This is a genomic window from Roseovarius nitratireducens, assembly GCF_002925845.1.
GTDB classification, from domain to species: domain Bacteria; phylum Pseudomonadota; class Alphaproteobacteria; order Rhodobacterales; family Rhodobacteraceae; genus Roseovarius; species Roseovarius nitratireducens.
The window spans coordinates 58,189-82,150 of record NZ_PDNI01000017.1; the positions used below are offsets into that span (position 1 = coordinate 58,189).

Sequence of the window (23,962 nt, forward strand, 5' to 3'; positions counted from 1 at the left end):
CCTCTGGACAGACGGCCCGCCCGGCCCGATATATGGGGCATGAGCCTGCCCCCGGGATTTCTCGACGAATTACGGTCGCACCTGTCGCTGTCACAGGTCGTGGGCCGCAAGGTGATGTGGGACAACCGCAAATCCAACCAGGCCAAGGGCGACATGTGGGCTCCGTGCCCGTTCCACCAGGAAAAGACCGCGTCGTTTCACGTCGATGACCGCAAGGGATTCTACTACTGCTTCGGCTGTCACGCCAAGGGCGACGCGATCAGCTTTGTCCGCGAGACCGAGAACGTCGATTTCATCGAGGCGGTGCGCATCCTCGCCGCGGAGGCCGGGATGCAGATGCCCGAGCGCGACCCGCAGGCGCAGGAAAAGGCTGACCGGCGCGGGCAACTGACCGAGGTGATGGAGCAGGCGGCGCGCTTCTTCGGGATGCAGTTGCGCAGCGGGGCCGGTGCCGCGGCGCGCGACTACCTCACGGTTCGCGGCCTGAACCTGCAGGTTCAGGACCGTTTCGGGATCGGCTTTGCCCCCGAGGGCTGGCAGGGGTTGTGGGATCACCTGACCGGCAAGGGCGTGGATCCCGGGATGATCCTCGCCTGCGGGCTGGCGCGCGAGAGCGACAAGGGCGGACGGCCCTACGACGTGTTCCGCAACCGCATCATGTTCCCGATCCGCGACGCGCGCGGGCGCTGCATCGCCTTTGGCGGGCGGGCGATGGACCCCAACGACAATGCCAAGTATCTCAACTCTCCCGAGACCGAGATATTCGACAAGTCGCGTACGCTCTACCATCACGGCCCCGCGCGCGAGGCCACTGGAAAAGGCCACCCGCTGATCGTTGCCGAAGGCTATATGGATGTGATCGCGCTGGTCGCCGCCGGTTTCGAGGCGGCGGTGGCCCCGCTGGGCACGGCGGTGACCGAGCATCAGTTGCAGCTCTTGTGGCGGATGGCGGACGAGCCGATCATCATGCTCGACGGCGACCGCGCCGGGCTGGGCGCGGCCTACCGGGTGATCGACATGGCGCTGCCGCTGCTGGAGGCGGGGCGCACGCTGCGCTTTGCGCTCATGCCCGAGGGCAAGGACCCCGACGACCTGCTGCGCGCCGAAGGCCCAGGTGCTGTGCAGGCGCGAATCGACGCGGCGCTGCCCTTGGTGCGGCTGATGTGGCAGCGCGAGACAGAGGGGCGCGATTTCGACACGCCCGAACGCAAGGCGGCGCTCGAGCGCACCTGCCGCGAGAAGGCGGCGCTGATCCGTGACCCGTCGCTGCGCGGCTATTACGAGCGCGAGTTGAAGGACCTGCGCTGGCAGCTCTTCAATCCGCGCAGGCAGGCCCCGCAGGCCCCGCGCGGACGCGGTGGCAGCGGCAAGGGAAAATGGACCCCGCCGCCCGAGACTGCGCGCGCGGAGACGCGCAACTCGGCCCTGGTGTCAGGAAACGCCGAACAGGCGGTCCGCCTGCGCGAGGAGGTGATCCTCGCGACGCTGGTCTGTTGCCCGGAGGTGGCCGAGGAGTTCGAGGCCGAGATCGAGCGGCTGCGCTGTCGCGACCCAGATCTTGCCGGGCTGCGCGCGGCGATCCTGCGCCATGCAGGGGCAGGGGCCGAGACGCTGCGCGCGCAGATTGGCGCGGAGATGGGCGAGGATACCCTTGAAAAGCTCCTGGCGCTGCCCCATGTCGCGATCGCCCCGTCGGTACGCCACGCGGGTGATCGCGAGCGCGCGACGCTCACCCTGCGCGAGGAATTCGCCAAGCTGGCGGCGCGTGCCGGGATGGAGGCGGAATTGCGCGAGGCGGTCGAGGATATCGGCGGCCTGGCCGACGAGACGCTGACATGGCGCGTGGCGCAGGCCGCGGAGGCGCGCAACCGCGCTCAGCGCAGCGAGCAGGAGGACCGCACCGTTTATGACCTGGGCGAGAATGGCCTGCGCCTCGACCGCGAGGAGCGCGAGGCATTTGCGAAGCTGCTCAGGCAACTGGACCGCCCCAAGCCGGGGCAATAGGGAGCCGAACCGTGACCGAATCGCATTTCGATGCGGAAGAGGCAAGAAATAAACAGTAAACGGGTGTGCGAATCAGATGATCGCGCTATTGATTCGGGTCAACGAATCACATGCCCGAAACCGCCGAGGAGATGCGCATGGCCGCCAAGGACACCGACGAGCAGAAGCCCGAGGAGCAGGAGCAGGAAGTTTCGCTCGACATGTCGCAGGCTGCGGTGAAGCGAATGATATCGGCGGCCCGCGAGAAGGGCTTCATCACCTACGACCAGCTCAACCAGGTGCTGCCGCCCGACCAGGTGTCGTCCGAACAGATCGAGGACGTCATGTCGATGCTGTCGGAAATGGGCATCAACATCATCGAGGAAGAAGAGGGCGAGGAAGACGACGGCAAGACCACCGCCGTCGCCGAGATCGGCAAGAAGGGCGAGATCACCCTCGGGTCGGGCAAGGAGGAAAAGCTCGACCGCACCGACGATCCGGTGCGCATGTACCTGCGCGAGATGGGCTCGGTTGAGCTTTTGAGTCGCGAGGGCGAGATTGCCATCGCCAAGCGCATCGAGGCGGGCCGCAACACGATGATCGCCGGGCTGTGCGAGAGCCCGCTGACATTCCAGGCGATCACCATCTGGCGCGACGAGCTTTTGGGTGAGGACATCCTCCTGCGGGACGTAATCGACCTCGAGACCACGTTCGGCAACCAGCCGGGCGAGGAGGGCGAGGAGCCCGTGGTCGCCGCCAACGTGCCTACCCCGCCGGGGCAGGAGACGCGCGAGGACAAGGGGACGCGCGAGGACAAGGGCGAGGAGCTCGACGCCGACGGCAACCCGATCAGCAATACCGAGGACGACGAGGAGGAGGACGAGCAGGCCAACATGAGCCTCGCCGCGATGGAGGCCGCGCTCAAGCCGCGGGTGCTCGAAACGCTCGACCGCATCGCCGAGGATTTCACGCAACTGAGCGAGATGCAGGACAACCGCATCTCTGCCACGCTCAACGAGGACAGCTCTTTTTCCGCGGCGCAGGAGGCGAAATACCAGAAGCTGCGCGCCGAGATCGTCGAGCTGGTCAACTCGCTTCACCTGCACAACAACCGCATCGAGGCGCTGATCGACCAGCTTTACGGCATCAACCGCCGGATCATGCAGATCGACGGCGCGATGGTGAAGCTGGCCGACCAGGCGCGCATCAACCGCCGCGAGTTCATCGAGGAATACCGTGGGCGCGAGCTTGATCCCGTGTGGCTCGAGGACATGGCGCAAAAGCCCGGGCGCGGCTGGCAGATGTTTATCGAGCGCTTTGCCGACAAGGTAGCCGAACAGCGCGCCGACATGGCGCAGGTGGGCCAGTATGTGGGCCTCGACATCAGCGAGTTCCGCCGCATTGTCGGACAGGTCCAGAAGGGCGAGAAAGAGGCGCGCCAGGCCAAGAAGGAGATGGTCGAGGCAAACCTGCGTCTGGTGATCTCGATTGCCAAGAAATACACCAACCGCGGGTTGCAGTTCCTCGATCTCATTCAGGAAGGCAATATCGGCCTGATGAAGGCGGTGGACAAGTTCGAGTATCGCCGCGGCTACAAGTTCTCGACCTACGCGACGTGGTGGATCCGGCAGGCGATCACCCGCTCCATCGCCGACCAGGCGCGCACGATCCGCATCCCCGTGCACATGATAGAGACGATCAACAAGCTGGTGCGCACGGGGCGCCAGATGCTCCACGAGATCGGCCGCGAGCCCACGCCCGAGGAGCTGGCCGAAAAGCTGCAGATGCCGCTGGAGAAGGTCCGCAAGGTGATGAAGATCGCCAAGGAGCCGATTTCCCTCGAGACGCCCATCGGTGACGAGGAAGACAGCCAGCTTGGCGATTTCATCGAGGACAAGAACGTGATCCTGCCGCTGGATTCGGCGATTCAGGACAACCTGCGCGAGACGACGACGCGGGTGCTGGCCTCGCTCACCCCGCGCGAGGAGCGGGTGCTGCGCATGCGCTTCGGCATCGGGATGAACACGGATCACACGCTGGAGGAAGTGGGCCAGCAGTTCAGCGTGACCCGTGAGCGGATTAGGCAGATCGAGGCCAAGGCGCTGCGGAAGCTGAAGCATCCGTCAAGGTCGCGCAAACTCAGGAGTTTCCTGGATCAGTGAAGAGTTCTCGGATGCGTCATTTCTATAATTGAGATCGGATCAATAGGATGAATGTATTTTTCGTCGTCTTATCTGGAACTCTCGTTTTCGTTCTTGGACAAATTGCGCTTCGGCTTTTCATAGAGCCTTGGCAGCGTTGTCGCGAATCTATTGCGCGCGTTGCGTACGTTTTGGATCGTTATCCTGCTGTGTATTCAAATCCCGGTGTGGGCACTCGAGAAAGCCAGGATGTCGCAGCAAAAGAGATCAGAGAGTGCGTAGCTGAATTAACTTACTGCGCGCATGGAGTGCCACTCTATCGAGTGTTCGTGACGCTCGGCGCACTTCCCAGAAAAACAGACATATTCGCTGCGCAACAACAGCTAATCGGATTGTCAAACACGGTCCACAACGGCTCCACGGATGGATTGCCGGGAAGACTTCGTACAATCAAAGAAAGCTTGGGGATTTCACCACTTGCTGAGTGATAGCTTATTTCTTGGAGGCTGGGAGATTATGTGGACTGAGCCAATCGGTCACTTATCCGTCGGGTAAGACGGCACACCCTTGTCTTCACGTACACAATCACGTACATTCTTTCCATGAAACACACCACCTCCACAGATCTGCGCAAATCCCTCTCGGCCATGATGGACCGGGTGAACGAGGATCACGAGCCGGTCCTCGTCACCCGCGCCAAGGGCAAGCCGGTGGTGATGATCTCGCTCGACGATTATCAGGCGATGGACGAGACCGCCTATCTGCTGGCGTCCCCCGCCAATGCGCGCGCGTTGCGCGACGCCATCGCGCGGGTGGAGCGCGGTGAGGGTGTCACACGCACGCTTGCCGATCTCGAGGCGATGGACGGCGAATGAACCTCACCTTCGATCCCGAGGCGTGGGATCACTATGTGCACTGGCAGCGGGTGGATCCCAGGATCGCCCGCAAGATCAATGCCCTGATAAAGGAATGCCTGCGCCACCCCTTCGAGGGCACCGGCAAGCCCGAGCCGCTCCGGGGCGATCTGGCGGGGTATTGGTCGCGGCGGATCGACCGCGAGCATCGACTGGTCTATCGTGTGACGCAGGATGAGATCGTCATCCTGCAATGCCGGTATCATTATTGAGCGCGGCCCAGCTTGTTGCTGCGCCCGGACCATAAAGGAGGCCCACCATGTCCATCCTGTCACGACTGTTCGGCGGCGGAGGCGGTGGCGCAAAGCGCGAAGCGGCTGAGGCCCCTGTCGAAGAGTACAACGGATATCTCATCACGCCCGCCCCGCAGGAAGAAAGCGACGGCTATCGCGTGGGCGCGCGGATCGAGAAGGAGCTGGACGGCGAGGTGAAGGTGCATCATTTCCTGCGCGCCGACATGCTGCGCGATCGTGACGAGGCGGCGGCGGTGTCGCTGCGCAAGGCGAAACAGGTCATCGACGAGCAGGGCGAGCGGATTTTCCGCTGACCGCCGGGTGCGGCACCGCGGCGCGAGCCCTTGCGCGGGGGCGCGGATGCGCCTACTCTCGGGGTAACTTGAAATGGAGGGCGTGTTGTCATGGCGCCCAAGCGTCCGATTGGTGCGGGCGCTATCCCGAAACCGGTCGAGAGCCCCGCGCCGAGCCTGCCGGATCGGACGCCGCTCTACGCGGCGCTCGATCTTGGCACCAACAGTTGTCGCATGCTGATCGCCCGCCCCGAGGGCAGGACGTTCCGCGTGGTCGACAGTTTCTCGAAATCGGTTCAGCTCGGGGCCGGGCTGGAGCGGTCGGGGCGTTTGTCGCGCGCTGCGATCTACCGCACCATTCAGGCGCTGCGCGTGTGCCGGCAGAAGCTGCGCCGCCACAAGGTCACGCGGATGCGGCTGGTGGCGACGGAGGCGTGCCGCCGCGCCGCCAACGGCGCCGAGTTCATGGCGCGGGTGGAGCGTGAGACCGGCCTGACGCTCGACGTGATCCCCACCGAGGAAGAGGCGCGGCTGGCGGTGATTTCCTGCGCGCCGCTGGTGAGTGCGCGCACCGAGCAGCTTCTGGTGGTGGATATCGGCGGCGGCTCGACCGAGCTTGTCTGGATCGACCTGCGCGGCGTGCCCGAGCCCGAGCGCAAGCGCGCCATCATGCGGATGCATATGGGATTCCAGCACAGCGGCGAGGGACCCGCTGCGCGGGTGGTGGACTGGATCAGCGTGCCGCTCGGGGTGGCGACGCTGCGCGAACAGTTCCGCGATGTCGAGGACGATGCCGCGCGGTTCGCGCTGATGAGCTGGTATTTCGAGGAGAACCTCGCCGAGTTCGCCCCCTACAAGGACGAGCAGAGCCGGGATGGATTCCAGATCGTGGGGACCAGCGGCACCATCACCACCGTGGCGGCGAGTCACCTGGGCCTGCGCCGCTATGACCGCAACAAGGTGGACGGGCTCACCATGACCAGCGACGAGATCGACCGGGTGATCCGCTCCTACCTCGCGCTCGGCCCCGCCGGGCGGCGGCGCGACCCGCGTATCGGGCAGGACCGGCAGACGCTCATCATGTCGGGCGCGGCGATCCTTCAGGCGTTGCTGCGGTGCTGGCCAACGGACCGGCTCAGCGTGGCCGACCGGGGGCTGCGCGAGGGGATGCTTTATGCGCAAATGGCCGCCGATGGCGTGCTCGAGGACGGAGAGGACTGATGGCGAAAGGGCCGGACGGCAAGAATACATCGGGGCGCGGTCAGCGCGACCTGACGGTGAAGGTCAAGACCGCGAGGGGGCGGCGCTCGTCCTCGACGCGGTGGTTGCAGCGGCAGCTCAACGACCCGTATGTGAAGCGCGCGCAGGCCGAGGGATACCGGGGCCGCGCGGCCTACAAGATCATGGAGCTTGATGACAGGTTTCGCTTTCTCGTGCCGGGCGCGCGGGTGGTCGATCTGGGCTGCGCGCCGGGCGGCTGGTTGCAGGTGGCGGTGCCGCGCATCAACGCGCTGGGTGACCGGCCCGGCAAGCGGCAGGGCCGGATCATCGGCATCGACCTGCAGGAGGTGGAGGCGATCCCCGGCGCCGAGATTCATCAGCTCGATTTCATGGAGGAGGGCGCCGACGCGCAGGTGAAGGCGTGGCTCGGGGGGGGCGCCGACGTGGTGATGTCGGACATGGCGGCGTCAAGCTCGGGGCACAAGCAGACCGACCATTTGCGTATCATCGCGCTGTGCGAGGCGGCGGCCTATCTGGCCTTCGACGTTCTGGAGGAGGGCGGCACCTTCGTGTCGAAGGTGCTGGCGGGCGGGGCCGAGGGCGATCTTCAGAAGGTGCTCAAGCAGCGATTCGCCAAGGTCGCCAACGTGAAGCCGTCCGCCTCACGCGCCGACAGTTCCGAGAAATTCGTGGTGGCAACCGGGTTTCGCGGCTGAGGGGCGCAGAGACACGACGGGATCGCGGGGGCGGGATTTGGTCTGGAGCGGTCGTTGGGGCGAGCCGCACAGGTCTTGCCCCGGACCGCCTCAGCCATGCGGAGCCGCGCTGCCCATGAGGCTGTGGCCGTTCAGCCGGGCGAGGGGGGTGATCGCCGCGTCATTATCCGTCGGGCGCGCGGCGAGGCGGGCAGCGACGGCGCGGGCCTGCTCCTGCTGGCGCAACAGTTCGAACAGGCGCGCGTGGCGTCGGGGTGTGACCTGGCTGGCGGGCGATTCTGGCAAATGCAGTCTCCGGTCCTTTGCCGGTGGGGTGATAGCGCGGAAAGATGGATTTTCCGTTGCCGTTTGCGGGCAGGATCGTGGCGTGAACCGGTTTGCACACGGGTCCCGTTTGCGGGATAGTCGCGGACGAAATGGTCTGTGCGGAGTCGCCGCGCGGACAGCAGAGCGAAAGGATGAAGCCATGCGATACGAGGCGCCTTTGAGCGTGGAGGACGCGGTCGCTGCCCTTGCCGGGCAGTCGGGCGCGCATGTTCTGGCGGGCGGCACCGACCTGCTGGTGAAGCTGCGCTCGGAGATGATCGAGCCGGAGGTGATCGTCGATATCAAGCGCATCGACGGCATGAAGGACATCCGCGCCGAGGAGGGCGGCTGGCGAATCGGGGCCGCCGTATCGGGGGCCGAGATGTCCGAGCACGAGGCGCTTGTCGCCGACTGGCCCGGCGTGGTCGAGGCGGCAGGACTCATCGGCTCGACGCAGGTACAGGGGCGCGCGACGCTGGCGGGCAACCTGTGCAATGCCTCGCCGGCTGCCGATTCGGTGCCTGCGATGGTGGCCGCCGGGGCGGTGGCGCGGATCGTCGGGCCGAACGGCACACGCGACCTGGCCGTGATCGACGTGCCGCAGGGGCCGGGCAAGACGGCGCTTGAGCCGGGCGAGTTCATCGCGTCGATCCTGCTGCCCGCGCGCGGGCAGCGGTCGGGTGACGCCTATCTGCGCTTCATCCCGCGCACGGAAATGGATATCGCGGTGGTGGGCTGCGGCATCTCGCTGAGCCTTGACGAGGAGGATCGGGTAACAGCGGCGCGGGTGTCGCTTGGCGCGGTCGGTCCCAAGGTGATGCTGGTCGAGAAAGCGGCAGAGGCGATCAAGCGCCGCGTGCTCGACGAGGCGGCGCTGGATGACCTGGCGGCGGCCTGCTCGAAGGCGGCAACACCCATAGACGACAAGCGCGGCACGGTGGATTTCCGCAGGCACGTGGCGGGTGTATTGGCCCGCCGCGCCGCGGTGATCGCGGTAAACCGCGCGAAAGGAGATACGGCATGAGCCAGATACACGTCACCACAAAGATTAACGGCGATGAGACCGAGTTCCTCTGCGAGCCCGAGGACACGCTGCTCGACGTGCTGCGCGACAGGCTGGGGCTGACCGGCACCAAGGAGGGCTGCGGCACTGGCGATTGCGGGGCCTGTTCGGTGGCCGTGGATGGCCGTCTCGTCTGCTCTTGCCTGATGCTGGGGGCCGAGGCCGAGGGGCGCGAGGTCGCCACCATCGAGGGTATGGCCAAGGGCGATCAGTTGCACCCGTTGCAGCGTAAATTCATCGAGATGGCCGCGCTGCAATGCGGCATCTGCACGCCGGGCATCCTCGTGGCGGCGCAGTCGCTCTTGGAGCGCAACCCGGACCCGAGCGAGGAGGAGGTGCGCTATTGGCTGGCGGGCAACCTGTGCCGCTGCACCGGCTATGACAAGATCATCCGCGCCGTGATGGAAACGGCGGCGGACATGCGGAGGGCGTCGTAATGGCACTGGATGACACCAAGAAAACCCGGGACTTCAAGGTCGTGGGCACGCGCCCCGACCGCCCCGACGGGATCGACAAGGTGACGGGGCGCGCACGGTTCGGCGCCGACATGGTCCTGCCGGGCATGCTGACGGGGCGCATTCTGCGCAGCCCGCATGCCCATGCGCGGATCAAGCGGATCGACACGTCGAAGGCCGAAGCGCTCTCAGGCGTCAAGGCGGTGGTGACCCGTGCCGATTTCGGCGAGGTGCCTGCGGACGTGGCCGACGTGATGGATAATTGCATGGCGGGCGACAAGGCTCTCTATGACGGCCACGCTGTGGCCGCCGTGGCGGCAAGCAGTCCGGCGGTGGCGCGCAAGGCGCTGAAATTGATCGAGGTGGAGTACGAGGTACTGCCGCACGTCACGGACGTGGACGAGGCGATCAAGCCCGACGCGCCTGTGCTGCACGAGGGGCGGCAGCAGGAAACCGTGCCCGGGGGCATGTCCGCCAACGTGATCGCGCGCTCGGAATTCGGGCATGGCGATATCGAGGTGGGGCTGAAACAGGCCGACCGCGTGGTCGAGCGCAGCTATCGGACGGCGGCCACCCATCAGGGCTATATCGAGCCGCATGCGTGTCTTGCCACCATGGGGCCGGACGGCAAGGCCGATCTGTGGGTTTGCACCCAAGGGCACTACATGGTGCGCAACACCTGTGCCGCGATCCTCGGGATGGAGCAGGGGCAGCTGCGCGTCACCGCGTCGGAAATCGGTGGTGGGTTCGGCGGCAAGACGGTGGTGTTTCTGGAGCCGGTCGCACTGATGCTGGCCCGCAAGTCCGGCCGTCCCGTGAAGATGGTGATGAGCCGCTCCGAGGTGCTGCGCGCCACCGGACCGACATCCTCGACCTCTATCGACGTCAAGATCGGCATGACCAAGGAAGGCCGCATCACCGCCGGCTTTGCCGAGTTGCGCTACCAGGGCGGGGCCTATCCCGGCTCTCCGGTCGATATGGGCGCGATGTCGGGGTTTGCCCCCTATGATCTGGAGAACGTCAAGACCGTGGGCTGGGACGTGGTGACCAACCGGCCCAAGGCCGCCGCCTATCGCGCGCCGGGCGCGCCGATGGCGGCGTTCGCCATCGAGAGCGCGATTGACGAGGCGGCCAGGGGCTTTGGTCTCGACCCGCTGGAGGTGCGGCTGATGAACGGGGCGGATGAGGGAACGAAAGCGTCCTACGGTCCGACCTATCCCGCCATCGGCCTCAAGGCGACGCTGGAGGCGGCGAAATCGCATCCGCACTGGTCCGCGCCCTTGGGCGAAAATCAGGGCCGGGGCGTGGCCTGCGGCTTCTGGTTCAATTTCGGCGGCGATACCTGCGTGAGCCTCAACATCACGCCGGACGGCACGGTGACCGTCTCGGAGGGCAACCCCGATATCGGCGGTTCGCGTGCGTCGATGACGATGATGGCCGCCGAAGAGCTGGGCATCCCCTATGATCAGGTACGCACGATCATCGCCGATACCGGATCGCTCGGGCAGAACGAGGTGACAGACGGCTCCCGCGTGACCTTTGCCGTGGGGCTGGCGACGATTAAGGCGGCCCGCGCGGCCAAGACGGAAATGTGCCGCCGCGCCGCGATGGTCTGGGGCATCGACGAAGAGGCGGTGGAATGGGAAGACGGGGCCGCGCGCCCTGCCGGCCCCAATGCCGGGAAATTCCCGCCCATGACGCTCAAGGAGATCGCCGCCATCGCCTCCAACACCGGCGGGCCGATTGCCGGACACCACGAGGTGAATGCCGAAGGGGCGGGGGTGAGCTTTGCCACGCACATGGTGGATGTGGAGCTCGACCCCGACACCGGCTCGACGAAAATCCTGCGCTACACGGTGTTTCAGGATGCCGGCAAGGCGGTGCATCCCTCCTACGTCGAAGGCCAGTTCCAGGGCGGGGCTGTGCAAGGCATCGGCTGGGCGCTGAACGAGGAATATATCTATGGCAAGGATGGCATCCTGCAGAATGCGGGATTCCTCGATTATCGCATCCCGGTGGCCTCGGACCTGCCGATGATCGACACCGTGATCCTTGAGATCCCCAATCCGGGGCATCCCTACGGCGTGCGCGGGGTGGGGGAGACCTCCATCGTGCCGCCACTCGCGGCCATCGCCAACGCGGTGTCGGCGGCGGCGGGCGTGCGGATGACGCAACTGCCGATGTCGCCGCCGCGCGTGCTGGCGGCGTTGCAGGCGCAAGCGGACGGCTGATGGTCGAAGTTGTGCTCTGGGGGTCGCTGGCCGATCAGGCCGAGGGCGCGCGCAAGGTGGAGATCAAAGCGGCCACCTTGCGCGAGTTGCTCGACGGGCTGGGGGAGAAATTCCCCGGCCTGCGCCCGGAACTGAAGCGCGGCGTGTCGGTCTCCATCGACGGGCGCATCTACAATGACAGCTGGTTTCAGCCCATTGCGCCCGACAGCGAGGTGGTGCTGCTCAAGCGGCTCAAGGGGGGGTGAGCGGCGCCTCCCGTCGCCGGCGTCTATTACCCCGCGCGCGAAGCGGCGCGGATGCTGTCGATGGAGGATGCGAGGGTGGCGTTGAACGCGTCGTCGGACTGATCCGCCGACAACCCCTCGGTCAGCGCGCGGCTGAAGCTGGCAATCACGCCCCGGTTCTGCGCCAGCCGCGCATTCGCCTCGTCGCGGCTGTAGCCGCCCGAGAGCGCTACGACGCGCAGAACGCGCGGGTGATTGACCAGCGCCTCGTAGAGATTGGGTGCCTCCGGCAGGGTCAGCTTGAGCATCACCTCCTGATCCTGTGGCAACGCATCGAGCTGTGCCAGGATGGCGCTGCGCAGCACCTCTTCGGCCTCGGCCTTGTCGGGAATCGAGATGGTCACTTCCGGCTCGATGATCGGCACGAGGCCGTGGCCAAGGATCTGGTGCGCCACCTCGAATTGCTGGTTCACGTTGGCGGCGATCCCGGTGGCATCGGCGGCGTCGATGACCGAGCGCATCTTGGTGCCGAAGATGCCCGCCGACACACCGCGTTCCAGAAGCGCGTCGAGATCGGGCATCGGCTTCATCAGGCGCACGCCGTTTTCCGCCTCGGCAAGTCCCTTGTCCACCTTGAGGAACGGCACGACGCCGCGCTCTTCCCACAGGTAGCGGGCCGACGGTTTGCCGCCGATCTCGCGATCCATCGTCATCTCGAACAGGATCGCGCCCAGCACCTTGTCGCCGGTAAAGGCCGGGGCCTGCGCGATGCGCGCACGCATGGCGTGCACGAGGTCGAACATCTCGGCCTCGGTGGCATAGCGGTCCTCGGGAATGCCGTAGAGGCGCAGCGCCTTGGGGGTGGAGCCGCCGGACTGGTCGAGCGCGGCGATGAACCCCTTGCCGGTGGCGATCTTGTCTCTCTGCGCGGCCTGCGACATGGTGGCGACTCCCTCGATGTTCGTGATGTGTCGCCCTCTTAGGCGAGGGGCGCGCGCCCTGCAATCGTGGTGGCGCTAACAGGCAGGCTTCGCCCTCGATTCCGCACGCAGCCCCTCGGCGGCCCCGGTGATGAGGGTCCAGCCTGTCATCCGCTCAGGCCGCGCCCCGCGTGGTGGTGGCCCATCAAGCGCCGTGAAGCGCCGCAACGCCGGGCAGGTCCTTGCCCTCCATCCATTCGAGGAACGCGCCGCCGGCGGTGGAGATGTAGGTGAAATCTTTCGCCGCCCCGGCGCGGTTGAGCGCCGAGACGGTGTCACCACCGCCGGCCACGGAGATAAGCCGCCCTTCGCGGCTGAGCCTGGCCGCGTGGCGCGCGGCGGCGTTGGTGGCGGCATCAAAAGGCGCGATCTCGAACGCGCCAAGCGGGCCGTTCCAGATCAGCGTTTTGGCGGCGTCGAGAGCCGTGGTGATGCGCGCCACCGCCTGCGGGCCCGCGTCGAGGATCATCGCATCGGGCGGGCAGGCATGGGCCCCCGTCACCTCGTGCGGTGCGCCCTCGGCGAATTCGCGCGCGACCACCACATCGGCGGGCAGCAGGATCTCGCAGCCCGCCGCCCCGGCCTTGCGCATGATGTCGCGCGCCGTGGCACCCATGTCGCGCTCGCAGAGTGAGCGGCCCACGTCGAGCCCCATCGCGGCGAGGAAGGTGTTGGCCATACCGCCGCCGATCACGAGGGTATCGACCTTTTCCACGAGGTTGCCCAGCAGATCGAGCTTGGTCGAGACCTTGGCGCCGCCCACCACCGCCACCACCGGGCGGGCGGGATTGCCGAGCGCCGCCTCGAGCGCCTGCAACTCCGCCTGCATCAGGCGGCCCGCGCAGGCGGGAAGCAGGTGCGCGAGCGCGGTGGTCGAGGCGTGCGCGCGGTGCGCCGCCGAGAAGGCATCGTTGCAATAGACGTCGCCGAGCGCGGCGAGACGGGCGGCGAAATCGGGATCGTTCGCCTCTTCGCCGGGGTGAAAGCGGATGTTTTCCAGCAGCAGCACGTCGGCGGCGCGGGCCTCCTCGGTGAGGTTCTCGGCCCCCTCCAGCGTCTCGATCAGGCGCACGGTGCGGCCCAGGGTCGCCTCGAGCGCGGGCACCGTGACGCGCAGCGACATGCCCGGCACGACCTTGCCCTTGGGTCGGTCGAAATGGGCGATCAGCATGGGCTTGCCGCCGCGGTCGAGAATGTCGCGGATCGTCGGTTTGATGCGCTCGATTCGCGTGGCGTCGGTCACCGTGCCGTTTTCGACCGGCACGTTGATATCCACGCGCACCAGTACGCGCTTGCCCGCGATCTCCATCTCGTCGAGGGTTTTCCAGCTCATGGCGCGGGCGCCTCCCTGATGATCGGTATGTCGCGCCCCTATTGGCGCGGGGGGGCGGCGGCGTCAACCTGCGCGCTTGGCATCGGCACGCGTTCGTCTTAGGTAACGGGGAAGTTTACAAAAAGGAGCGCCCGATGGCCGAGATCAAGGACCCCGAGAACACCATCCTGATGGAGCTGAAGGACGGCACCGTCACTGTCGAGCTCATGCCGGCGATTGCACCGGGGCATTGCGAACGGATGAAGGAGCTGGCGCGCGCGGGGAAGTATGACAACGTCGCCTTTCACCGCGTGATCGACGGGTTCATGGCGCAGACCGGCGACGTGCAGCACGCCAACATGGAGAATGACTACAACCCGCGCCGCGCCGGGACCGGCGGCAGCGAGTTGCCCGATCTCAAGGCCGAATTCTCGAAGATCCCGCATGACCGCGGCACGCTGGGGGCGGCGCGCAGCCAGAATCCGAATTCCGCGAACAGCCAGTTCTTCATCAATTTCAAGGACAACCATTTCCTCAACGGGCAATACACGGTCTATGGAAGGGTGATTTCCGGCATGGAGCATGTCGATGCGATCACCAAGGGCGAGCCGCCCGCCAACCCCGACCGGATGATCAGCGTGAAGGTGGCCGCCGATGCGTAAACTCGCCCTTGCCTTCACCCTGGTGGCCGGCCCTGCGCTTGTGGTCTTTTCTGGCGCGCCGACAGGCGCGACCGGCCTCAAGATCGAGGTGGCCGGAGAGGCCAACGGCACCGTTACCGTTGATCTCTTTGAGGACGTGGCCCCGAACCACGTGGCGCAGATCACCGCGCTGGCCGAAGAGGGGGCCTATGACGGCGTGGTGTTTCACCGCGTGATCGACGGCTTCATGGCACAGACCGGCGATGTCGAGTTCGGTCGGCTCGAGGATGGCGACATGCGCGCAGCGGGAACGGGCGGGAGCGCCAGGCCCGATCTGAAGGCCGAATTCTCCGAGGAGCCGTTCGAACGTGGCGTGATCGGCATGGCGCGCTCGCGCGATCCCGACAGCGCCAATTCGCAGTTCTTCATCATGTTCGCCCCGGCCCCGCATCTGAACGGTCAATACACCGTCGTCGGGCGCGTGACCGACGGGATGGACGTGGTCGATGCCATCAAGCGCGGGCGCGGACAGAACGGCGCGGTGATCGGGCGGCCCGACGCGATGACCAAAGTCACCGTCACCGAGTGAGCCTGTCGGTGCCCATCCCCGCGCCGCGCGCGCTCGCGCCTGGGCTCTGGGCGCTGGAGGGCGCGCATGTGGCGTGGCGGATGGGCGTGCCGATGCCGTTGCGCACGGTGGTCGCGCGGCTATCGGGCGGGGCGCTCTGGGTTCATGCGCCGGGGCCGCTTACGCCCGGCGACGCGGCGTGGCTGGAGGGTGAGGGTCGCGTGGCACATCTCGTGGTGCCCGCCGCGCCGGACTTGCCGTGGCTGGACGACTGGCAGGCCGCGTATCCGGCGGCGCGGGTGTGGCGCGGGGCGGAGATGTCCGAGGCCCCATGGCGACGCGAGATCCGGCCGCTCAGCGCCTCGGGCACCGATTGCGAGACCGTGTTCCTGCACCGCGAGAGCCGATCGGTGATCCTGTCGCGGCTGGTGATGGCGGTCGAGACCGCGCCGCTGCCGCCCTGGGCGCGGGTTCTGGTCTGGCTCGCGGGGATCGACGACAGCGATGGCAAGCCACCACCCGGCCTGACGGGGCGCCTGGGCGGGCGTGGAGCGGTAGGCGATCTGGTCGACAAGGTGCTTGACTGGGGGCCGGAGCGGCTGATCCTCACGCATGGACGCTGTTACGAGACCGACGCGGCAGGCGAATTGAGGCGCGCAATGCGCCGAATCATGCGTGACCGGCTCTGGGACCGGGCGCTGACCGAGGCGAGGCGACGCTGACGGGTAGTCACATTCGCGTGGGTGGGGCTGGTCCCAAGCCTGCGAAGTGCACATCCTTTTGTTAACGTCCATGCGTGGAGGAGCGCCCCGATGCCCCGCCTTTTTACCCTTCTCGCGGTCTTGTTGCTCGGTGCACCGCTCGCCCATGCCAACCCGTCGCAATGGCAGGCCGAGTGGCCGCAGACCGATTTCTCGCGAACCAGCATCGACGACTGGTCCGAGATCATGTCGGGCGGGCCGCCCAAGGACGGCATCCCCGCCATCGACGATCCGCAATTCCGGCGCGCGGATGATGCAGGCGGCTTGCGGGGGCGCGAGCCGGTCATCACGGTCGAGATCGAGGGGGCCGAGCCGCGCGCCTACCCGATCCGCTACCTGATGTGGCACGAGATCGTCAACGACACCGTCGGCGGCGTGCCGGTGGCTGTCACCTATTGCCCGTTGTGCAATTCCGGCATGACCTTTGACCGGCGGGTGCAGGGCCGGGTGCTGAGCTTCGGCGTCTCGGGCAAGCTGCGCCATTCCGACATGGTGATGTATGACCGCCAGACCCAGAGCTGGTGGCAGCAGGCCGTGGGCCGGGGGATCGTCGGCGAGATGACCGGGGTCGAACTGCGCCATCTGCCCACGTGGATGGAAAGCTGGGACCAGTACCGCGCGCGCAATCCGCAAGGGCTGGTGATGGCCGAACCCGCCCATAACCGGTCCTATGGGCGCAATCCCTACCGCGGGTATGACAGGTCCACGCGGCCCTTCCTCTACAACGGCGAAAACCCACCGCACGGTATCCCGCCGCTGGAACGCGTGGTACGGGTGGGCGACCGGGCCTGGCCGCTGACGCGCATCCGCGACGAAGGCGGCGTGCGCGAGGCGGGCGTGGCCATCAGCTGGGAAGAAGGACAGGCCTCGGCGCTGGATCGTGGCGTCATCTCGGAGGGTCGCGAGGTGGGCACCGTGCGGGTGAGCGACGGGCAGGGGCGCGACGTGCCCCATGACGTGATGTTCGCCTTCGCCTTTCATGCGTTCTGGCCCGATGGCAAGTGGATGGTGCGGTAAGGTGCAGGGCGCGCGGATATTGGTCTATTCCTGCCATTCGCCTCCTGCCCCGCGCGGAACAAGGCGTGCTTGCACGCCGCCGCGCGAGCGCCAGCCCGCCCCCCGGGCTGGCGATTGGGTGACGCTGGCGCAAAGCTTTCATCTCTCTCGGGAACTCAGGAATAAAGCACGATAGACCAGCCGGCGCATCGCCATCCCGCGGGCTGGCGCTCGCGCGGCTCGTCACCGGATGATTCAAGGTCCCCTTCAGGCCATTTCGCTTCCCTTCTTCCCTGCAGACGGAAACGTGGCGCTTGACTTCCCGCCGCCCCGCCGCCATATGCATCGCAACCGACATTTCCTGCCGCGTGAGCAGCACGGCCCCGAGGGGGCGTTCTTCATGAAATGTCGCGGATATGTTCCCAAAATCACGCGTGGGGCCAAACACCTGTCGGAAGTCGGGGGGCAATCGGCCCGTCGTCTTTGCTCGGCAGGTGCAACCACGACGACCGGGCGGTGTTCGCACCGCCTGCACCGGGCTTTGGGCACATGCCCCGGCCCCGAAAGGACACGAATTGAACCTCTTCGACGAAATGGGCCTGCCCAAGTCGCTGACCGCCAAGCTGGCGGCGCAGAACATCACCGAGCCGACGCCAATCCAGACCCACGCCATCCCCCATGCGCTTAACGGCCATGACGTGATGGGGCTGGCGCAGACCGGCACCGGCAAGACCATGGCCTTTGGCCTGCCGCTGGTCACGCGGCTGATGGAGGCGCCGGGCCGGCCCGAGCCCAAAGCGGTGCGCAGCCTGATCCTCGCGCCGACCCGAGAGCTGGCCGGCCAGATCCGCGACGCGCTGATGACGCTGGTCAAGGACAGCCCGATCAAGATCGGCCTCGTGGTCGGCGGCGCCTCGATCAATCCGCAGATCAACCGACTGGCGCGCGGCACCGATATCCTGGTGGCGACGCCCGGGCGGCTGCTCGACCTCATCGACCGGCGCGCGCTGCGCCTTGATGCGGCGGAGTTCCTGGTGCTCGACGAGGCCGACCAGATGCTTGACCTGGGCTTCATCCACGCGTTGCGGCGCATCGCCGGGCTGTTGCCCGCCGAGCGCCAAACCATGCTGTTTTCAGCCACCATGCCCAAGCAGATGGAAGAGATCGCGTCCAGCTACCTGCGCAATCCCCGCCGCGTGCAGGTGAGCCCGCCGGGCAAGGCTGCCGACAAGGTCTCGCAGGCGGTGCATTTCGTCGCCAAGGCCGCGAAGCCCGACCTGCTGATCGAGTGCCTCGACAAGCATCGTGACGAATTGGCGCTGGTCTTCGGCCGCACCAAGCACGGCTCTGACAAGCTTGCCCGCAGGCTTGAACAGGCCGGCTTCGCGGTGGCGGCGATCCACGGCAACAAGAGCCAGGGCCAGCGCGAGCGCGCGCTTGCCGCGTTCCGCGACGGGCGCGTGCGGGTGCTGGTGGCGACGGACGTGGCGGCACGCGGGCTCGATATCCCGGCGGTCACCCATGTCTACAACTACGAACTGCCCAACGTGGCCGAGAACTACGTTCACCGCATCGGGCGCACCGCGCGCGCCGGGCGCGAGGGCACGGCGATCGCGTTCTGCGCCCCCGACGAGATGGGCGAGCTGAAGGACATCCAGAAGGCCCTCGGCACCACCATCCCCGTGGCCTCTGGCCGTGCCTGGGAGGTGTTGCCCGACCCCAAGGCCAAGCCGTCGGGTCGCGGCGGTGGGCCGCGCCGGGGCGGCGGGTCCAAGCCCGGTGCCCATGCGGGCGAAGGTGCCAAGCCGGGCGGCCAGCGCCGCAGACGGACGCGCCGCGCCGCCTGAGCGCTACTTGATCAGGGCGATCACCTCGCGAAAGCGTGGGTGGTCGGCCCCGCCCAACCATTCGAATATCGCCATCTCGGTGGTCACGAGCGCGGCGCCTTGCTGGGTCATGCGCGCCAGCGCCGCCTCGCGGTCGGCGGGTGCGCGCGATCCGGTGGCGTCCGCGACCACCGCCACCTCGCGCCCCGCCGCGATCAGCCCCAGCACAGTCTGGAGCACGCAGACATGTGCCTCGCATCCCGCCACGACGATGCGCCTGTCGGGCGCGATCCGCGTGGCGAGCCCGGTCTCCGAGCACGCGTCGAAGCGGGATTTCATCAGAACCTCCTCGCCCGGCTGCGGAGCGAGGTCCGGCACGGTGTGGCCCAGCTTTTCGGGGATCTGCTCGGTATAGCTGCGCGGAACATCCATAAGCCGCGCCCCGCGAAGCAACTTGGACGCCCGCGCGGTTACCTCCGCGCCATCGTGGATGGCGGGCATGAGCCGCGCCTGGAAATCAATGAGCAGTAGATGCGCGCGGGAGGAGGAAAGGATCGACATGCAAGCGATGATAGGGCACTGCGCGCGTGGTCGGCAAGGTGAGGCGTGAGCAGGCGCGGTGGCTTGCGGTGTGAGTCCGCGTCAGGGCCAATGAGCGAAAGGCGGGAACGGGCCAGACGTGACCCAGCCCCGTTCAGTGCCCCGTCAGCCGCCATTCGCCCGTGCCGTGGTCGAACCTGACGAGGCGGCGCGCGCGCCGTCCGGGACGGGTGCGCTTGACGTATTGGCGATAGAGCAGCGCGGCGAGCCGCTCCCACAGGGCGGGGCGGCGGCGCAGGGCGCGCAATTCGCGCCGGTAGGCGCCGGGCTCCTGCTTGGACAATTGTCCCGGCTCGACGGTGAAGGAGCCGATATGGGTGTCGATCACGTAGAGCTCGTGATCCCGCGCGAAGCTGCGCCACAGAAGGTAATCGCCCGCCAGACGGCAGGCGGCGAGGCGATCGCGATCAACCTCAGCGTTGAGCGCGCTGCGCCATAGCGTGCTTTCCTGCTGAAGCACGGTGAGCCGCGTGCCATACATGCCGCAGTCGAAGAAACGCCGCAGGAACGGGTGGGGCAGACGGCAGTTGATGATCTGCCCGGCGGCATTGCGCGTCACCTCCTGCCCGGTGATCCACGCGATATCGGGGTAGCGCGTGAGCACCTCCGCCGACACGGCAAAGGCGTGCGGATCGAGCGCCTCGCCCGCGGGTAGATAGCCGGTCACGTCCCCGCCCGCGCGTGCCAGCCCCCGCGCCAGCGCGTCATACATGCCGCCATCGGGCGCGGAGACGATCTCGATGCGCGGATCGTCGAGGGCCGCGACCCGTGCGCAGGTATCGTCGGTCGATGCCCCGTCCATGACCAGCACCGACAGCCGCGCCGTGCCCTCGGCCAGCGCGCTCTGTGCGCGCAGGCTCTCGATGGTGCGGGTGATCTTGTCGCCACCGTTGAAAACGGGAATCACGATGAAAAAATGCATTCCGGCGCCTCCGTTCATCCGGTGCCGGCGATGCGGTCGAGCAAGGCCGTGTTGCTTTGCGATGCTGCACGCAGCACGCGGCGGATATGGGTGCGTGAACCCGGCAAAAGCAGTGCGAGAACGCGCGCCATGATCCGGCGCTGTAACGTGTCGCCGTACTGTCCGCGCCCGATGCGCGAGAGCGCGGCGACGTGATCGCTGACCCACGGGTCTTTGCGCATCTCTGCCGGCGTCTCACGGAGCAGCCTCAGGAATTCCCGCCCCGCGCGGATGTGGTGTCGCTTGTCCCAGCGCCCCTCGTGGTCGAGGTGCCAGGCGGTCACGCCAGTGCCAGAGACGGGCTGTGCCCCGCGCCAGAGCAGCGCCAGCGGCAGGTAGTGATCCCACCACGGCATGCCGAAGATCAGCGCGCCCGTGTCCAGACCGTCGAGCGCGTCGCGGCCCGCCCCCAACAGGTCGATCCCACCATCGTAGCGCGCGGCCGAGGGACGCTTGTCCCCGTCGTGATCGCACCGCCGCACGCCCACGGCCTGCATCGGGCCGAGCGCGGCGAGCCGGTCGCGCGCTGCGTTGGTCATCTCGAGCTCGATATCGGCGTTGACGATGAACACGCGCTCGGTCGAGACGCGGCGCGCGGCATCCAGAAGATCGGAGAGGAACACGTGCGGGCGGCCCGTGATTGCGGCTGCGTCGCACGGTACGCGCACCACCTCCACCCCAAGTTCGGCGATGAGCGGGTGCAACTCCTCGGCCTCGGCATTGACGGTGACGGGATCGAAGCCGCAGTCGCGCCAGGACTGGACGCAGCGCGCAAGGTAATCGTTGCCGATTTCATGCCCGTCCCTGTCCTTGCGTGAGAAGACCGGCGGAATGGACGTGACGATGGGTGACGGCATGAAACGTATCCGATCGGTGCCCTCGTGCCTATGCCAGAACGCGGCGCCCCGTTCAAGCCGCGCTCAGGGAGCCGCGCGCATCAGCATGCCAAAGAGGTCGCGCGGGTCGTCGGGGTCGGCCAGCAGGTCGAGATCGCGGTAATAATCGGTGCCGCCGATATGGTCGCGGATATAGCGCAGGGCGCTGAAATCCTCGATGGCGAAGCCGACGCTGTCGAAGAGCGTGATCTGTTCCGCGCTCGTGCGCCCCGGAACCTCGCCCGCCAGCACGCGCCAGAATTCGGTCACCGGGTGATCGGCGTCGAGCTGCTGGATCTCGCCCTCGATGCGGGTCTGCTCGGGGTATTCCACGAAGATCGACGAGCGGTGCAGGATCGCCGGGGCCAGCTCGGTCTTGCCCGGGCAGTCGCCGCCGATGGCGTTGATATGCACGCCCGAACCGACCATGTTATCGCTGAGGATGGTGGCGTATTGCTTGTCGGCGGTGCAGGTGGTGATGATCTGTGCGCCTTCCATCGCGGCCTCGGCGCTGCGGCATGTCACCACCTCGAGCCCCATGCCCGAGAGGTTGCGCGCGGCTTTTTCGGTGGCGGCGGCGTCGATGTCGTAGAGCCGCACGGATTTCAGCCCCACCAGCGCCTTCATCGCGAGACTCTGGAATTCGGACTGCGCGCCCGCGCCGATCATCGCCATCGTGTCGGTGCCCTTGGGTGCCAGGTGGCGGGCCACCATCGCCGAGGTGGCCGCCGTTCTGAGCGCGGTGAGCACGGTCATCTCCGACAGCAGCACCGGGTAGCCGTTGCCGACATTCGCCAGCAGCCCGAAGGCGGTGACGGTCTGCAATCCGGCCTTGGTGTTCTTGGGGTGACCGTTCACGTACTTGAACCCGTAGACCTCGCCATCGGAGGTCGGCATCAGCTCGATCACCCCTTCCTCGGAATGCGAGGCGATGCGGGGGGTCTTGTCGAACAGGTTCCAGCGGCGGAAATCGGCCTCGATATACTCGGCCAGACCGCGCAGCATTGGCTCCATGCCGATATGGTGGACAAGCTTCATCATGTGATCGACCGAGACGAAGGGCACGTAGGCCTTCTCGGAGGGGGCAATTGTCATGGGTCTCTCCTCAGCTATAGGCGCGGGTCACGCGGTCGAAGACGCGGCGACCGAGCGCCGAGGCGGCGAGATCGACCATCACCTGTGCGGTGCGGCCGCGCTCATCGAGAAACGGGTTGAGCTCTACCAGGTCGAGCGAGGTGAGAAGGCCGCTGTCGCAGACCATCTCCATCACCAGGTGCGCCTCGCGGATGGTGGCACCGCCGGGCACGGTGGTGCCCACGGCGGGCGCGAAGGAGGGATCGAGGAAATCCACGTCGAGCGAGACATGGAGCGCGCCCTGCGCCTTTTCGACATCCTCGAGGAACTCGGTCAGCGGGCGGGCGATGCCGCGTTCGTCGATCTCGCGCATGTCATGAGTGCGAATCGCGGTCCCGGCGAGGGTCTCGCGTTCCGCGCCATCGACCGAGCGCAGCCCGATCATGCAGATATTTTCCTGCGGCACAGGGTTGGCCACGGACGGGAAGCCGTGAAATCCCTCGCGCCCGGTGACATAGCCGATGGGCGTGCCATGCAGGTTGCCAGAGCCGGTAGTTTGCGGTGTGTGGATGTCGCTGTGCGCGTCGAGCCAGAGGATGAATTGCGGGCGTCCATCCGCGGCGGCGTTGTTGGCCACGCCGGCGATGGAGCCGAGCGACAGGCTGTGATCCCCACCCAGAAAGATGGGCAGCCCCTGCGCGGCGGCGCTTTCTCCGGCCTGCGCGAGTGCCGCGGTCCAGCCCGCGGTCTCGGCGGGGGCGTGCACATGGGGGGGCATCTGCGGCGAGGCGGTGGCGTCGGCGGGCTTCACGTTGCCCAGATCGCGCACGGTGAGGCCAAGCTCGGCAAGCTGTTCGGCGAGCCCTGCGGTGCGGTAGGCATCCGGGCCCATCAGGCAGCCGCGCCGGGCCTTGCCACTATCGACCGGCGCGCCGACAAGCAGAATATCCTTGGGTGGCATGAGCGTCTCCTTCCGTGTCTTTGAGAAGGGTTTGGCTCCGAATCGGGTTGATTTGAAGCGGGTATTTTGCACTTATCGGGCGTAGTTCTTGCGAAACGAATGCAAAAGGCTTCGATATGGACGATACAGACCGGCGCCTGCTATCGGCGCTGCGCCACGATGCGCGCGCCTCGCTCTCCGATCTTGCGCTCGGCCTTGGCGTGTCACGAACCACCGTGCGGGCGCGGATCGAGCGGCTTCAGGCGAAGGGCGAGATCGTCGGCTTTACCGTGGTGCTCCGCGGCGACACGCTACGCGACCCGGTGCGCGGGCTGATGATGCTGGGGATCGAGGGGCGCGGCACCGAGCGGATCATCCGCCAATTGGGCGGGCTTGCGGCGGTGCGTGCAATCCACACCACCAACGGGCGCTGGGACCTGATCGTGGAGATCGGCACCGACACGCTGGAGGCGCTCGACCGGGTGCTGGCGCAGATCCGCCGCTTCGACGGGATCGCGAGTTCCGAGACGAGCCTGCTGCTCAATACGTGGAAATCGGGGGGGTAGGGGGCGTCGGATGGCTTCGAGCGGACCCTTGCAGCCTGGTCCCAATGCGCGGCCTGCCCGACGCTGCATCAGACCAGCCGCC

The 23,962-nt window shown here is 66.9% G+C and carries 26 protein-coding genes; 18 read left to right on the top strand and 8 right to left on the bottom strand.

What is annotated here, in order from left to right; genetic code table 11:
* Positions 1 to 39 precede the first annotated feature (39 nt).
* The 8 genes from dnaG (at position 40) to CRJ03_RS02315 (ending at position 7,501) form a co-directional block, all read left to right on the top strand.
* Positions 40 to 2,004: a DNA primase gene (gene dnaG, locus CRJ03_RS02285; protein ID WP_104017295.1), complete on the top strand. Its 1,965-nt coding sequence runs from the start codon at positions 40 to 42 to the stop codon at positions 2,002 to 2,004.
* A 137-nt stretch (positions 2,005 to 2,141) separates the two neighbouring features.
* Positions 2,142 to 4,145, top strand: coding sequence for an RNA polymerase sigma factor RpoD (gene rpoD, locus CRJ03_RS02290; protein ID WP_104017417.1), 2,004 nt, complete (start codon positions 2,142 to 2,144; stop codon positions 4,143 to 4,145).
* Positions 4,146 to 4,192: 47 nt separating this feature from the next.
* Positions 4,193 to 4,612, top strand: a complete 420-nt coding sequence (locus CRJ03_RS19570; RefSeq protein ID WP_129590223.1) for a hypothetical protein — start codon at positions 4,193 to 4,195, stop codon at positions 4,610 to 4,612.
* A gap of 114 nt (positions 4,613 to 4,726) precedes the next feature.
* Positions 4,727 to 4,999: a type II toxin-antitoxin system Phd/YefM family antitoxin gene (locus CRJ03_RS02295; protein WP_104017296.1), complete on the top strand. Its 273-nt coding sequence runs from the start codon at positions 4,727 to 4,729 to the stop codon at positions 4,997 to 4,999.
* A complete protein-coding gene (locus CRJ03_RS02300) occupies positions 4,996 to 5,250 on the top strand; it encodes a Txe/YoeB family addiction module toxin (RefSeq protein ID WP_104017297.1) in 255 nt (84 codons plus the stop codon). Before CRJ03_RS02295 ends, CRJ03_RS02300 begins: the two co-directional genes overlap by 4 nt.
* 47 nt (positions 5,251 to 5,297) lie before the next feature.
* A complete protein-coding gene (locus tag CRJ03_RS02305; protein ID WP_104017298.1) occupies positions 5,298 to 5,585 on the top strand; it encodes an HlyU family transcriptional regulator in 288 nt (95 codons plus the stop codon).
* A gap of 90 nt (positions 5,586 to 5,675) precedes the next feature.
* Positions 5,676 to 6,785 carry a Ppx/GppA phosphatase family protein gene (locus CRJ03_RS02310; RefSeq protein ID WP_104017299.1) on the top strand — a complete coding sequence of 370 codons (1,110 nt, stop codon included), beginning with the start codon at positions 5,676 to 5,678 and terminating at the stop codon, positions 6,783 to 6,785.
* Complete coding sequence (locus CRJ03_RS02315) at positions 6,785 to 7,501, top strand: RlmE family RNA methyltransferase (protein WP_104017300.1); 717 nt, start codon at positions 6,785 to 6,787, stop codon at positions 7,499 to 7,501. The genes CRJ03_RS02310 and CRJ03_RS02315 overlap by 1 nt, the downstream gene beginning before the upstream one ends.
* A gap of 90 nt (positions 7,502 to 7,591) precedes the next feature.
* Here CRJ03_RS02315 and CRJ03_RS02320 read toward each other — a convergent pair whose 3' ends face one another.
* On the bottom strand, positions 7,592 to 7,786 hold the full coding sequence (locus tag CRJ03_RS02320; protein ID WP_104017301.1) for a hypothetical protein: 195 nt from the start codon (positions 7,784 to 7,786) through the stop codon (positions 7,592 to 7,594).
* A gap of 181 nt (positions 7,787 to 7,967) precedes the next feature.
* Here CRJ03_RS02320 and CRJ03_RS02325 point away from each other — a divergent pair, with 181 nt between their 5' ends.
* From CRJ03_RS02325 to CRJ03_RS02340, 4 genes are read left to right on the top strand one after another with little or no spacing between them, the layout of a single operon-like run.
* Positions 7,968 to 8,831: an FAD binding domain-containing protein gene (locus CRJ03_RS02325; RefSeq protein WP_104017302.1), complete on the top strand. Its 864-nt coding sequence runs from the start codon at positions 7,968 to 7,970 to the stop codon at positions 8,829 to 8,831.
* Positions 8,828 to 9,307 carry a (2Fe-2S)-binding protein gene (locus CRJ03_RS02330; RefSeq protein WP_104017303.1) on the top strand — a complete coding sequence of 160 codons (480 nt, stop codon included), beginning with the start codon at positions 8,828 to 8,830 and terminating at the stop codon, positions 9,305 to 9,307. Before CRJ03_RS02325 ends, CRJ03_RS02330 begins: the two co-directional genes overlap by 4 nt.
* Positions 9,307 to 11,556 (top strand): xanthine dehydrogenase family protein molybdopterin-binding subunit, encoded by a 2,250-nt coding sequence (locus CRJ03_RS02335; protein WP_104017304.1) that lies wholly within the window; start codon positions 9,307 to 9,309, stop codon positions 11,554 to 11,556. The genes CRJ03_RS02330 and CRJ03_RS02335 overlap by 1 nt, the downstream gene beginning before the upstream one ends.
* On the top strand, positions 11,556 to 11,801 hold the full coding sequence (locus tag CRJ03_RS02340) for a MoaD/ThiS family protein (protein WP_104017305.1): 246 nt from the start codon (positions 11,556 to 11,558) through the stop codon (positions 11,799 to 11,801). The genes CRJ03_RS02335 and CRJ03_RS02340 overlap by 1 nt, the downstream gene beginning before the upstream one ends.
* Before the next feature lie 26 nt (positions 11,802 to 11,827).
* On the opposite strand, the gene CRJ03_RS02345 is transcribed toward CRJ03_RS02340, so the two are convergent.
* Together CRJ03_RS02345 and CRJ03_RS02350 are read right to left on the bottom strand one after the other, a co-directional pair.
* The gene (locus tag CRJ03_RS02345; protein ID WP_104017306.1) at positions 11,828 to 12,721 is read right to left on the bottom strand and encodes a fructose bisphosphate aldolase; all 894 of its coding nucleotides are present in this window, start codon (positions 12,719 to 12,721) and stop codon (positions 11,828 to 11,830) included.
* A 184-nt stretch (positions 12,722 to 12,905) separates the two neighbouring features.
* On the bottom strand, positions 12,906 to 14,093 hold the full coding sequence (locus tag CRJ03_RS02350; RefSeq protein ID WP_104017307.1) for a phosphoglycerate kinase: 1,188 nt from the start codon (positions 14,091 to 14,093) through the stop codon (positions 12,906 to 12,908).
* Positions 14,094 to 14,227: 134 nt separating this feature from the next.
* Between CRJ03_RS02350 and CRJ03_RS02355 the strand changes: the two genes are divergently transcribed.
* From CRJ03_RS02355 to CRJ03_RS02375, 5 genes are all read left to right on the top strand, one after another.
* Positions 14,228 to 14,734 carry a peptidylprolyl isomerase gene (locus CRJ03_RS02355; RefSeq protein ID WP_104017308.1) on the top strand — a complete coding sequence of 169 codons (507 nt, stop codon included), beginning with the start codon at positions 14,228 to 14,230 and terminating at the stop codon, positions 14,732 to 14,734.
* Positions 14,727 to 15,302 (top strand): peptidylprolyl isomerase, encoded by a 576-nt coding sequence (locus CRJ03_RS02360; protein ID WP_104017309.1) that lies wholly within the window; start codon positions 14,727 to 14,729, stop codon positions 15,300 to 15,302. The genes CRJ03_RS02355 and CRJ03_RS02360 overlap by 8 nt, the downstream gene beginning before the upstream one ends.
* Positions 15,299 to 16,003, top strand: a complete 705-nt coding sequence (locus tag CRJ03_RS02365) for a DUF4336 domain-containing protein (protein ID WP_240611535.1) — start codon at positions 15,299 to 15,301, stop codon at positions 16,001 to 16,003. Before CRJ03_RS02360 ends, CRJ03_RS02365 begins: the two co-directional genes overlap by 4 nt.
* Positions 16,004 to 16,093: 90 nt before the next feature.
* A complete protein-coding gene (locus CRJ03_RS02370) occupies positions 16,094 to 17,059 on the top strand; it encodes a DUF3179 domain-containing protein (protein WP_104017310.1) in 966 nt (321 codons plus the stop codon).
* A gap of 554 nt (positions 17,060 to 17,613) precedes the next feature.
* Positions 17,614 to 18,885 (top strand): DEAD/DEAH box helicase, encoded by a 1,272-nt coding sequence (locus tag CRJ03_RS02375; protein WP_500690877.1) that lies wholly within the window; start codon positions 17,614 to 17,616, stop codon positions 18,883 to 18,885.
* A 3-nt stretch (positions 18,886 to 18,888) separates the two neighbouring features.
* Here the strand turns inward: CRJ03_RS02375 and CRJ03_RS02380 are convergent, their stop codons facing one another.
* From CRJ03_RS02380 to rocF, 5 genes are all read right to left on the bottom strand, one after another.
* Positions 18,889 to 19,425 carry an isochorismatase family protein gene (locus tag CRJ03_RS02380; protein ID WP_104017311.1) on the bottom strand — a complete coding sequence of 179 codons (537 nt, stop codon included), beginning with the start codon at positions 19,423 to 19,425 and terminating at the stop codon, positions 18,889 to 18,891.
* Between the two features lie 133 nt (positions 19,426 to 19,558).
* The gene (locus CRJ03_RS02385; RefSeq protein ID WP_165375220.1) at positions 19,559 to 20,386 is read right to left on the bottom strand and encodes a glycosyltransferase; all 828 of its coding nucleotides are present in this window, start codon (positions 20,384 to 20,386) and stop codon (positions 19,559 to 19,561) included.
* A 14-nt stretch (positions 20,387 to 20,400) separates the two neighbouring features.
* On the bottom strand, positions 20,401 to 21,282 hold the full coding sequence (locus CRJ03_RS02390; protein WP_104017313.1) for a hypothetical protein: 882 nt from the start codon (positions 21,280 to 21,282) through the stop codon (positions 20,401 to 20,403).
* A 63-nt stretch (positions 21,283 to 21,345) separates the two neighbouring features.
* Entirely contained in the window at positions 21,346 to 22,395 is a 1,050-nt protein-coding gene (gene ocd / locus CRJ03_RS02395) for an ornithine cyclodeaminase (RefSeq protein ID WP_104017314.1), read from the bottom strand.
* Between the two features lie 10 nt (positions 22,396 to 22,405).
* Positions 22,406 to 23,335: an arginase gene (gene rocF, locus CRJ03_RS02400; RefSeq protein WP_104017315.1), complete on the bottom strand. Its 930-nt coding sequence runs from the start codon at positions 23,333 to 23,335 to the stop codon at positions 22,406 to 22,408.
* Positions 23,336 to 23,451: 116 nt separating this feature from the next.
* Here rocF and CRJ03_RS02405 point away from each other — a divergent pair, with 116 nt between their 5' ends.
* Positions 23,452 to 23,880: an Lrp/AsnC family transcriptional regulator gene (locus CRJ03_RS02405; RefSeq protein ID WP_104017316.1), complete on the top strand. Its 429-nt coding sequence runs from the start codon at positions 23,452 to 23,454 to the stop codon at positions 23,878 to 23,880.
* Positions 23,881 to 23,962: the final 82 nt, after the last annotated feature.